This is a genomic window from Geodermatophilus sp. SYSU D01045, from assembly GCF_054050295.1.
The window spans coordinates 107134-117471 of the sequence record NZ_JBJGZB010000002.1; the positions used below are offsets into that span (position 1 = coordinate 107134).

Sequence of the window (10338 nt, forward strand, 5' to 3'; positions counted from 1 at the left end):
TCTACCGGCCCGGACGGACCGGTCCGGTCATCCGCGTGGAGCGTCTGGGGCGTGTGTGACGGGAGGGCCGAGACGTTGCCGGGCGGGCACGGGGGAGCGGGTCGGTGGCCGGATCAGGGGTGTCGCGTCCGTACGTTCAGCCGGGTGCGCAGCGCCTCCGAGCCCCTGCCCGACGTGCCCTCCGACGGCCTCTCCGACGGCCTGTTCGACGACCTCTCCGACGGGCTCGACACGGACCGGCTGCCCACCTCCTCGCGGCACCGGGCGGCGCGGTCGGCGTTCCGGCGGCGGTGGCTCGCGGTCCTCGGCGCGCTCGCGGTGCTGCTCGCCGTCGGCGGCCTGGCGGTGCTGGTCGCGCCGGCCGTGACGGGGACGGCGGTGGACGCGGCGCCGCCCGTCGTGCGGACCGCCGCCCCGACCGACCCCGTCGCGCGCCCGGCGTCGCCGCACCCGTCGTCGGCCGCGCCCACGACGCCCGCGCCCTCCCCGGCCGCCGTCCCGGAGGTGGTCGCCGAGGTGCCGGTCGCCGTCCCATCGGCGACGCCCGCTCCGACGACGGCCGCGCCCCTCCCGCCGCCCGCCGAGCTGCCGGTCGCCTGCGCCGACCCGCCCGGCCGCGGCCAGGACGGTCGCGGCAACGGCCGGGGCAACGGCGACCGGGGCCCGCGCTGCCCGTGACAGGCTGAGCCGGTGCCGAGACGGAGCGCGGGGGTCCTGCTGTACCGGCGCGCGCCCGACGTGCAGGTGCTGCTCGGCCACATGGGCGGGCCGTTCTGGGCGAGGAAGGACGACGGCGCCTGGTCGTTCCCGAAGGGCGAGTACGCCGACGGCGAGGACCCGCTCGCGGTCGCGCACCGCGAGTTCGAGGAGGAGCTCGGCAGCCCCGTGCCGGCGACGGCGCTGGTGCCGCTCGGCGAGCTGCGGACCAGCGGCAAGGTGCTCACCGTCTGGGCCGGTGAAGGCAACCTCGACGCGTCGGCCGCCGTCAGCAACACGTTCACGATCGAGTGGCCGCCGCGGTCGGGACGGGTGCAGGAGTTCCCGGAGATCGACCGCGCCGCCTGGTTCGGCGTCGACGAGGCCCGGGCCAAGCTGGTGAAGGGCCAGGTGCCCTACCTCGACCGGCTGCTGGACCTGCTCGCCGGCTGACGCCCTGCCCGTTGTCGACGTGCTGCTGTCCCGGCCGTCCGGAGACGGCCGCGGGTCGACATCCGGCGGAGCCCGCACACGCCTGGGGTCGGCGTGACCGCTGTGTCCGTGTCGCCGGTCACGTCCCGCAGTTCCGGTACGGCGCTGCCTAGCTTGCTGCGACGCCGACGGAGACACCGCCGGCCCTCTCGAATCGGGGGACCATGACCACCTCTCAGTTCCCGGGCGCGCAGGCGCAGCAGCCCGCCTACGGAGCCGTGCCGTACACCCCGTACGGCCAGGCGCCCTTTGGCCAGGCCCCGGCCTTCCCGGCCTACACCGGCCAGCCGATGCCGCCCGTCCCGGCCGGCGCGCAGTACCCGCAGTCGGTCCGGTCGGCAAGGCCCGCAGCACCGGCATCGCCATCCTGCTGCTCGTCGTGACCTTCGGGATCTACAGCCTGGTCTGGTTCTACTGCGTGCACGACGAGATGAAGCGGCACACCGGTCAGGGCCTCGGCGGCGGCCTCGCCCTGGTCATCGCGATCTTCTTCGGCATCGCCTCGCCGTACGTCGTCAGCAGCGAGGTCGGGAACCTCTACGCGCGGATGGGCCGCGCCAAGCCGGTCAGCGGTGCGACGGGGCTCTGGTACTTCCCGGGCATCTTCTTGATCGTCGGACCGATCGTCTGGTTCGTGAAGACCAACGGCGCGCTCAACGCCTACTGGCGGTCCCTCGGCGCCGCCTGAGCCGGACCGCTCGTCGTCGCCGCGCCGTCCGCACCCGCGGGCGGCGCGGCCGACGTGTCAGTGGCCGGATCTCCGACGGCGAGCATCGGAACTGGGATACGGCCGTCGTCCCGGCTACCGCCCCGCGGGGCGCTCGTGGTGCTCGACGAGGAGCTGTCAGCCGCCTGCGCGGCCCCCCGCTCGACCGGCACCTCCCGGTTGGTCACCGTCGAGGAGACGGTGCCGAGGAACGCCGCGGCCCGCTCCAGCGGGGAGACCGTGGCCGAGCGCAGGACGTACACGCGGTGGGCGCCCGCTCCCACTCGACCGGGCCGGTGCGCTGCAGCGCCTCGACGCGGAGCTGCCCCCACCGGCAGGGACAGCGGACCGGCCGTCCCGGGCCGCCACGTGGCCTCGCCGACGACGGCCGCGGACGGGGACGCTCACCGCGTCCGGGGGACCGGTGACGGTCGCGGCTTGGACCCGGCCAGCTGCTCGGCCCAGCTCAGCGCCATGGCCCGCCAGGCGTCTTCACGCTGCTCACTGTCGGGAGAAGCCACGCGCGGCTTGCGTTGCGTCTGCTCGGTCAGGACACGCACCAGTGCGACGACGTCAATCCGCGAGTCGCCCCGCAAGAGGAGCTGTTCGGCGATGGTCTGAGCCCAGACAGTGCTCCGTTGCTCGCCCTTGTCGGTCAGCCAACCGGCGGCCCAGTCGTCGCGTGGCCACCAATGCGCCCGAGCTCCCCGGCACAGCAGGTTGGCGGCGAGCTGAGTGCGCAAGCCGGGATCGGTCTCTTTGGCGTTCAATCGGGCCCAGCCGTCGCCCCACGGCGTGGTCTCCTTCCAGAGAGACGACGGCAGTCCCTGCATCGGCAGCACCCTGACATGAACGCGCAACACCGCTTCCGTTACCAAGGCCCACGTCGACCGAGATGGCGCTGTCGCCGCCATGCGCAGCAGGGAGTCCAACTGCGTGGAGGCGGTCACCAGCGCGTCACCAGACGAGGGCTGCACTTCCGTCAGGGTGACCTGTGCTGATGCAAGGCCCTTCGGCTCGGAAATGTCGGACACCGGCGTCGCGGCTGCTTCTTCGAAGCGCCGGTGCCGTTCGAGCAACTTCTCCAGCGTGCTCGGGACGGTCTCGCGCTCGTACAGCTGCTCGACGGCGGCTCGCGTTCCCGAGCTGGCCACCGGGGTGCGCTGCAGGACGCCCGCGAGCGGCCCGGCGAACGCCACGTCGGGGGAGAGGACGTCCATCAGCACCAGGGCGGTCGGCAGGTCCAACGGCGGGCGCTTGTAGGCCTCGTCGACGGCTCGCCCGGCCCAGCGGTCCATCCCGGTGCCCTCATTCACCGCGGCGCAGTAGACCGTGCGGAGGAAGGCGGCCGCCCGCTCCAGCGGCGTCACGTCGGCCCGTTGGACGAACAGCCGGTAGGAGGCACGTTCCCACTCGACCGGTCCCGTCCTGCGCAGCGCCTCGGCGGTCAGCTCCCCGGTCGGCAGGGAGAGCGATCCGAGCCACTCGTGCGTGGCCGCCGACAGGTTCTCCCCGGGCAGCTCGATGCCGTGCTCCAGCTGGGGCGTCGCGGCCAGTGCCGGGGTCAGCGAGTCCCACAGCCAGGAGGGCACGGGCGGCCAGCCGCGGCGGACCGGATCGGCCGCCGGCTCGACCAGCCTCGGCACCACCAGCTCCCGGGCCAGCTCGACCGCCCGCAGCCGCAGCTCCAGGGGACTGGCGACACTGTCCATCACGGCGGCGACCGCCAGGAGCGCTCCGACCGGGTCGTCGGCCTGCGGTACGCGGCCGAGCGCGTCGGCGACGGCGTCGCTGAGATCCGTCCGGAGTGTGGGAGCGACCTCGATCGGCCGTTGCGGCAGCGTGTGCGCGAGCCGCTCGAAGTCCGCTGGCGTCTCGAGTGCGGCGAGAACCGGACGGAGAAGCGCCCGCTGGGCGATCGGACTGTCGGGATCGGAGACGACGCGCTCGCGGAGGTCGGCAGCGACGTCGGGCTCGCCGTACCGCTCCACGCCCTCCAGGACCTGCTCGAGCAGCTCCTCCGACTCCAGGCGCGCCGGCCAGTGCGCGGCGGCCACCTCGGCGGCCTCGGAACCGAAGAACTCCGCCAGGTCCTCATCAAGCAGCACCGCGGCCCCCAGCGCCCACAGCGGCTGGTCGAGGGTCGTGTCGCCCACCCGCGAGGCCAGGGCATTCACCTGGTCCGCCACCACCGGCAGGAACTCGTTGGTGATGACCGACTCGGCCAGCTGTGCCCACGAGTCGGCCATTAGCTCAGTGCCGTCGTGCAGCGTCCAGCGGCCCAGGCCTGCGCGCACCGGCTGCTCCTCGTCCCGGAGCACCGTGAACCGGCTGCCCGGGAGGGCCGCGGCAGCCGCGGCGTCAGCCGCCGGCACGCCGACGGCGGCGAACTGCCAGTTGTTCGCCGTACGGGCGTCCCGGAGCCGCTCGTAGGTACTGAAGGGCAGCCGCCAGGCCGACGCCGGGAGCAGGAGCCGCCCGGCCAGGTGCAGCCATGTGGCCACCGAGGAGAACGACGCGTCGCCGACGACGACCAGTGGACCGGCACCTCCGCACAGGTACCGCTCGATCGCAGCCAGTACGAGCTCGCGTTGGTTGGGGTGGGCCTTGGTGAAGGCCTCCAGCGCGACGTCGTCGAGCGGGCCGCGCGTCAGCGCGTGCAGGTCCTCGTCGGGCGCGCTGTCCTCGGTCGCCTTCGTACCCAGCGGCCGCAGCCACAGGGGGGCGTCCCACAGATCGGCCGGGCGCAGGGAGCTGGTCCCGTCGACCTGGACGGCATCGGGGGACAGGAGGAGCCCGTGGGCGAAGGTGTTCGGCCGACCCGAGTAGTCCGGCCCGGCCGCCACGATGGAACTCAGGCAGACCAGGCGCTCGCCACCGTCGAGCACGTCCAGCCGCAGGCAGTGCGGCAGCGAGTCGACATCGGCTTTCGAGGCCAGCTCCGGCAACGCCGGCGGAACGAAACCGCCGACGTTGCGGGCGGCTCGTCGAACGATCTCCTCGGGCACCGAGTCGTCCGGAACGACATCCAACACCTTCCAACCCGCACTGGCGTCGTAGCGACCCGGCCGGCGAGAGGCCGTGTACGTGAACTGCGCGCGCAGCATCTTGATGACCTCAGCGGCCCGGCCAGCGGCCGGCGACCAGCCAGCGCAGCGGGTCGGGCACGCGGAAGGAGGACACGCCCGCCTCGGACAGGGTCGCTCCGGCCGGTGAGTGGCCCAGGGCGGACAGCGAGAAGTACTCGACCCGCGCGAAGGACTCCTCGGCCAGCGAGAGGAACTGCATGGCGTTCAGCCGCAGCAGGAGGCTGCGCGTCTCCTCGTGCACCTGGTAGCGGTCGTACGGGTCGAAGGCCAGCGAGTCACCCGCCGTCGGGTCGTGCATCAGCGCGGACCCGCCGTTGAGCAGCTCGGACAGGTCGGTGCCGGGGGTGCCGACCGCCTCGTGGATCCCGTCGAGCTTGCTGACCGCGACCATCAGCGGCATGCCGAGACGCCCTGCTTCGTTCGTGCGCCGCCGGATCTCGGTGACGACGTTGTTCAGCACGGTGAGCGGGTTGCCGGCCACCGGCGGCAGCGGGATCTGCCCCTCGAGGAAGTTGCGGACGTCCTCGATCTGCAGCGGGTCGAGCAGGAACAGCAACGCGTCGCTGCGCGCCATCGTCGGGCCGTAGGGCGCCAGGGCGCCGGGGCGCTCCGTGTCCTCCCCGGCGACGTCGTAGAGCGCGAGGGTGCGCGCGCGGCCACCCCACTGGTCCAGCGTCATCAGCATCGGGGTGAGTAGGTCGGGGTTCTGCTCCACGGTCATCGTGGAGGGCAGCGCGCGGCCGTCCGTGAGGGACTCGCGCATGGCCTGCAGCCGGCCGACCGTGTAGGAGTCCAGCGGCGTCGCCGGGGCGCCGGTCGCCGGGCCCCACACCTTCTCGATCCAGTCGCAGAGCCGCACCAGGAACGTCGTCTTCCCGGTGCCGCGCGCGCCGACGACCGTGACCGTCACCGGGTCGGTGGCGGCCGCCTGCGACTGCAGGGACGAGTGGCAGGCCTTGCAGACGACGTCGCGGGACGGCGTGCTGCACGTGGGGCACGCGACGCTGTCCATGCCCGGCGCCGAGGCGGCGAACAGCGGCCGGTCCTGGGTCGCCTCGCCGAGGAAGCCCGAGAGCACCGGGTCGAGCGTGGGCTGGCAGCTGCCCGTGCAGCGGAACAGCGTCGGCTGCGCGTCCTGGCTGGTGCCGCACGTGACGCACCGCAGCTGGCCAGGCGCCAGGGGCGCGGGCGCCGGGCCCGGCGGACGCGGCACGGTCGGCGGCGGGACGACGGCGGGCCAGCCCGCCCGCTCGTGCTGGGCGAACAACCTCGTGTAGCCGGGACCCTCCGGCGGCAGCTCGCCCACCGGCGTCCACTGGTGCGGCACCAGGGTGTTGCCGCGGACGTCGATGAAGTGGTCGGGCTGCCGTTCCATGTCCGCCGGGTTGAGCGGCATCCGGTCCTGCCGGGTCACGAACGCCACCCGGGCGTTGTCCTGCCACGGCCGCTCGACGTAGAGCGACAGCTGCCGCCGGCGGCCGATCCGGCCCACCTTGTCGACCCGGTAGTAGAGGACCCAGCGGCCGGGGTAGGTGACCACCGTCGTCGGGCCGTGCGTCCACGCCCCGCCCGACCGGACCGAGCCGCGCAGGTGCAGGTCGCAGCCGTTGACGGGCAGGTTCTCCAGGCGCATGCCGCCCAGCCGCCGGTACTCCTGCTCCGAGATGCGCACGGCCGGGGTGCCGTCCGGGAGGCCGCCGATGCCGCTGCGCTCGACCTCGACGAAGGTGGCGCCCACCGGCCAGGCGAAGCGCAGCAGCTGCCACCCGACCCGCTCGGTGAGCGTGACGTCGCGCGGGGCGCCCAGCAGGTCGACGACCGCCGCCGGCCCGACCGCCGCCTGGTCCCCGATCAGCGTGACCGGCGTGTACGCGCGGCGGGCGCCCTCGGCCTGGCGGAACGGGATGCCCGGCACCATGGAGACCGGTCCCTCGGCGAGCACCGGCTCGCCCACCGGCCGGCCCAGGGGCAGCACGTCGAGCTGGCCGCGGCTGATGACCCGTCCGGTGGCGGCGTGCTCGGGCTTGTCGCCGGCCTCGTAGACGACGACGGTGCCGAGGTCCGGCGTGGTCCACCGCAGCTCGACCCGCGCCATCGCCGTCTCGCCGGAGACGGTCGCGGTCAGGTCGGTCACCGGCTGCGGGACTGCCGGGATGGTGGCGATGGCCTCGATGCCCGTCGACAGGTGGGTGGCGGAGCCCTCGGTGAACTGGGTGAGGACCCGGTACTCGTAACGGCGGCCGGGGAGCACGCCGGTGTCGCGGGCGTAGGCGGGGGTGCTGATGATCTCCCGCGCGGCGTCGAAGGTCGGCGGCAGCGCCTCGTCGGGGAGGCTGCGCAGCACCCGCACCCGGCTGACGCCCTGCGGTGCCGTCCAGCTCAGCACCACCGCGTCGTTGTGGACGCTGACGTGCAGGTCGGCGACCTCGGGCACGACCCGGCCGGCGGCGTGGTGCACCGCCTGCACCGTCGGCAGGCTCCCGGGGGCGTCCGCCGCGTAGCTGAACACCGAGACGAACGGTCCGGTGCCGGCCGGGACGGACGCGCGCGGCTCGTCGGTCACCAGCACCCGGGTGCCCGCGCTCGGGCGGGGCGGGATGCCGGTGGAGGAGGCGACGAGCAGGTAGGCCACGGACTGCCCGGAGGCGTCCAGCGCCGGCCAGGAGACGTCGACGGTGTGGTCGTCGACGCGGCGGGTGGACACCTTGTCGCCGCGGGTCGCCCACTGGTCGACGTCGTCGGAGAACGCCTCGGGGCCGGGCAGGCCCGGCCCCGAGGCCGCTGCCGGCTCGGGCTCGGGCTCGACCTGCGGGGTGGGTGCCGGAGCCGGAGGCGGCGGGGCAGCGGCGGCCGGGGGCTCCGGGGTCGGGGCCGGCTCGGGAGCCGCGGGCGGCTCCGGATGGGCGGGCGGCGGGAGAGTGCCCGTGGCGTCGCGTGAGGCCGCGTGCTCGGGGGACAGGCCGCCGCGCTTGCGCCGCACCTTGGGGGGCGGGGGAGCGGTGGGCGCCGGCGGGATGCTGTCGACGACGCGGCCGGCCGGCTGGTCGTCGACGCGGGTCAGGAAGCCCATGGCGCCGCCGGGTGCGGGCGCGGCGGCCGGCGGCGGGGCGGGCGTCCCGCCACCGCTCTCGCGGACCAGCCGGGCCAGCTCGTGCACCGACGACGGCGCGAGCGTGATGCCCTTGTCCTTCAGCAGCTCGGCGAGCTGGTCGGGGTCCCCGACGCGGGACCGGGCGATGAGCAGCAACACGCCGTCGCTCGCATCGGGAGCGACGCCGTGCTGGTCACGCGCGGTGCGCAGCGCGCTGTAGAGGGCTGACGCCACGGGGACTCCTCGTGTGGTGCGGGGGCGGGACGGCGGGGGAGGCCGCCCCGGAGGGGACGCGCGGATGGGCCGGCAGCGGGCCCGGGCGGGCCGGCGCTCTGTCACACTGCGGCGGCGTCCGGCCGGTTGGCCGGGGCACGGACGATCCGGATCCGGAGGGGGAAGCTACCCGATGACGGTGCTCATGACGGTCAACCAGCGCGAGCCGCTGCCGGGCGCCCAGTGCCTGGTCGAGTGGCAGGGGCTGCGGCCCGGTGACGAGGTCGCCGCGCACCTGGTGACCGCCTCCGGGCAGCACCTGCGCTTCCCCGACGACGAGGTCCCCGGTCTGCGGCGCCAGCCGTGGGCGGACAACACCTGGCTGCTCGACGCCGGCGCGCTGCCGACCGGGTGGCAGCGGCTGGACCTGGTGGTCACCGCGCCGACGGCGCATCCGCTGTCGCTGTCGCTGGTCGTGCGCACCGGCCCGGGCGCCGGCGCGGAGGAGGCCTTCCAGCACCCCGGTCTGGACACCGTCGGGGGCACCGCCACCGTGGCGCTGAGCCTGGCGCCGACCGACACCGGCTACGCCGTCCTGCCGCAGCAGGTGCCCTACGTGCCCACCCGCGACCCGTGGCTGCGCGGCGGCGGACCCGCGCCCAGGCACGTGGAGGTCCCGCAGGCCCTGCGCGAGGCCACGGCACTGGCCGGTCACGCCGGCCTGGTCGCCAGCGGCGTCCCGGTGACCGCGGTGCTCGACCTGTCCGCGTCCATGCGCCCGCGGCTGGTGGCCGGCACCGTGGCCAGCGTCCTGGGCGCCGTCCAGGCCCTCGCCGCGGCCGCCGACCAGCCGGCCGTCACGGTGGTGGCGGTCAGCGACCGTCCCCAGCCGCCGCGGCAGCTGGGCCTGGCCGACGACCCCGAGGAGTTCCTCCGCGTCTGGACCGCCGAGATCGGCCTGCGCACCGGGTCGCGGGCGGTCACCACAGCCGGCGACGGCCGGCCGGGTGTGGTGGTCACCGTGACCGACCAGGAGGGCGGGTTGGCGGCGTCCGGCTACCGCGTGGTGCTGGCCGCACCCGAGCCGGGGCGCACCGTGGCCGCGAGCGGCCTGGGCAGCGTCGTCGTCCCGGAACCCCGGCCCGACGCGGCGGCGGTGGTCAGGGCGCTGGCGCACGCCTCACCAGCCTCCTGAGCCCGGCCGCGGGCCGGGACCGGCGAACGGGTCGGCCGGCCCGGCGAACGGGGCCGGCGCGGCGGTAGCGCCGGGCAGCGTCCCCCAGGCGGGGCCCGCGGGGCCCGCGAACGGGTCCGCGCCGGCGCGCGGCAGGGGCAAGCCGGGCTGGGGCAGGCTGGGCGTCAGGGGTTCCGGCACCCGCCGGAGGGCGCCGGTCAGCAGCAGCGCGGCGCTCCAGGCGAGCAGCGCGACCGACACGCCGAGCAGCAGCCACCACGACGTCCCGACCTCGACCGCCGCGTCGAGGGCGTCGGCCAGGCCGGTGGAGTCGGCGAGCACCCGCAGGGTGTCGCCGACCAGCAGCGCGCCGGCCGCCCACAGCAGCCACCAGGAGGCGCACCAGGCGACCGCGACGGCGGCGATCCGGCTCGGCCGGCGCCAGGCCAGCACGGCGGCGCCGAGCAGCACGAGGACGGTGACCCCGGTGACCGTGGTCAGGCCGAGGTCGCGGACGGTGAAGGACACCTCGCCGGTGACCACGGCCAGCCGGGTGTCGCGCACGCCGGTCACCACGACGACCGCGACGGCGCCCAGGACGGCGAGCGCGGCGGCGGTCTCCCGGGCGCGGCGCCGCTGCCACGGTGGGGCCGGGCGGGCTCGCACGCCGGCCGTCCCGCCGTGGCGGACGACGTCCACGACCAGCAACACGACCAGGCCGACGCCGGGCAGCACCGCCCCGAGCAGCAGGCCCTGCCAGGCCGGCCGGCCCAGCGCGGCGGCCACCGAAGAGCCGGCCAGGCCCCAGAAGACCGCGGTGGCCAGCCACATGAGCAGGAAGAGCTGGCCGGTCAGCGCCAGCAGGTCCCACAGCACG

7 protein-coding genes are annotated in these 10338 nt (G+C 75.3%); 4 read left to right on the forward strand and 3 right to left on the reverse strand.

Annotated features, from left to right (window positions below):
* The first annotated feature begins 144 nt into the window (after positions 1 to 144).
* The 3 genes from ACI798_RS02275 (at position 145) to ACI798_RS02285 (ending at position 1876) form a co-directional block, all read left to right on the forward strand.
* On the forward strand, positions 145 to 678 hold the full coding sequence (locus ACI798_RS02275; protein WP_456939698.1) for a hypothetical protein: 534 nt from the start codon (positions 145 to 147) through the stop codon (positions 676 to 678).
* Positions 679 to 690: 12 nt separating this feature from the next.
* A complete protein-coding gene (locus tag ACI798_RS02280) occupies positions 691 to 1149 on the forward strand; it encodes an NUDIX domain-containing protein (protein WP_457047113.1) in 459 nt (152 codons plus the stop codon).
* A gap of 397 nt (positions 1150 to 1546) precedes the next feature.
* Complete coding sequence (locus tag ACI798_RS02285) at positions 1547 to 1876, forward strand: DUF4234 domain-containing protein (protein WP_457047218.1); 330 nt, start codon at positions 1547 to 1549, stop codon at positions 1874 to 1876.
* Positions 1877 to 2298: 422 nt separating this feature from the next.
* On the opposite strand, the gene ACI798_RS02290 is transcribed toward ACI798_RS02285, so the two are convergent.
* Positions 2299 to 5001, reverse strand: coding sequence for a GAP1-N2 domain-containing protein (locus tag ACI798_RS02290; RefSeq protein WP_457047114.1), 2703 nt, complete (start codon positions 4999 to 5001; stop codon positions 2299 to 2301).
* Between the two features lie 10 nt (positions 5002 to 5011).
* A complete protein-coding gene (locus tag ACI798_RS02295) occupies positions 5012 to 8308 on the reverse strand; it encodes a hypothetical protein (RefSeq protein ID WP_457047115.1) in 3297 nt (1098 codons plus the stop codon).
* A gap of 172 nt (positions 8309 to 8480) precedes the next feature.
* Between ACI798_RS02295 and ACI798_RS02300 the strand changes: the two genes are divergently transcribed.
* A complete protein-coding gene (locus tag ACI798_RS02300) occupies positions 8481 to 9482 on the forward strand; it encodes a hypothetical protein (protein ID WP_457047116.1) in 1002 nt (333 codons plus the stop codon).
* On the opposite strand, the gene ACI798_RS02305 is transcribed toward ACI798_RS02300, so the two are convergent.
* The gene (locus ACI798_RS02305; protein ID WP_457047117.1) at positions 9468 to 10337 is read right to left on the reverse strand and encodes a hypothetical protein; all 870 of its coding nucleotides are present in this window, start codon (positions 10335 to 10337) and stop codon (positions 9468 to 9470) included. The two genes, ACI798_RS02300 and ACI798_RS02305, sit on opposite strands and share 15 nt — an antisense overlap.
* Between the last annotated feature and the right edge of the window lies 1 nt (position 10338).